Source organism: Methylosinus sp. RM1 (assembly GCF_011378635.1).
Lineage (GTDB): Bacteria > Pseudomonadota > Alphaproteobacteria > Rhizobiales > Beijerinckiaceae > Methylosinus > Methylosinus sporium.
On sequence record NZ_WOVC01000112.1, the window covers coordinates 1 to 818 of the forward strand.

The window sequence follows — 818 nt, forward strand, 5'->3', positions numbered from 1 at the left end:
GGATGACCAAACGCGCGCTGTTGACGGGCATTACCGGACAGGACGGAGCCTATCTCGCACAGCTTCTGCTCGGCAAAGGCTATGAAGTCTATGGCGTGATCCGCCGCTCCTCGCATCGCGGCGTCGAGGATCATCGGCTGCGCTGGCTCGGCGTCGCAAATGACGTGCAGCTGCTCGACGGCGACCTCGGCGATCTCTCCAGCCTGCTGCGCATCGTGCAGGAGGTGAAGCCCGACGAAATCTACAATCTCGCCGCGCAATCCTTCGTCGCCTCCTCCTGGCGGCAACCCATTCTCACCGCCAATATCACCGCCGTCGCCGTCGCCAACATGCTCGAGGCGATGCGCATCGGCGCCCCCGGCGCGCGCTTCTATCAGGCCTCCTCCTCCGAAATGTACGGCCTCATTCAGGAGCCCATGCAGAGCGAGAAGACGCCCTTCTATCCGCGCTCGCCTTACGCCGTCGCCAAGCTCTACGGCCATTGGATCACGGTCAATTACCGCGAGAGCTTCGGCCTGCACGCCTCCTCGGGCATTCTCTTCAATCACGAGAGCCCGCTGCGCGGCATAGAATTCGTCACCCGCAAGGTGACCGACGGCGTGGCGCGCATAAAGCTCGGCCTCGCCAAAGAGCTGCGCCTCGGCAATATAGACGCCAAGCGCGACTGGGGCCATGCGCGCGATTATGTGCGGGCCATGTGGCTGATGCTGCAGCAGGAGACGCCGGACGATTATGTGGTGGCGACGGGCGTCACCACCACTGTGCGCGACATGTGCCGCATCGCTTTCGCCCATGCCGGCCTCGACATGGAGGCGCAT

Annotated in this window: 1 protein-coding gene; it reads left to right on the forward strand. The window is 63.7% G+C overall.

From position 1 onward, the window contains the following. Positions 1–2 precede the first annotated feature (2 nt). Positions 3–818, forward strand: an 816-nt coding sequence (locus FMZ75_RS21160) for a GDP-mannose 4,6-dehydratase (RefSeq protein WP_166146304.1), incomplete at its 3' end; no start/stop codon positions are given.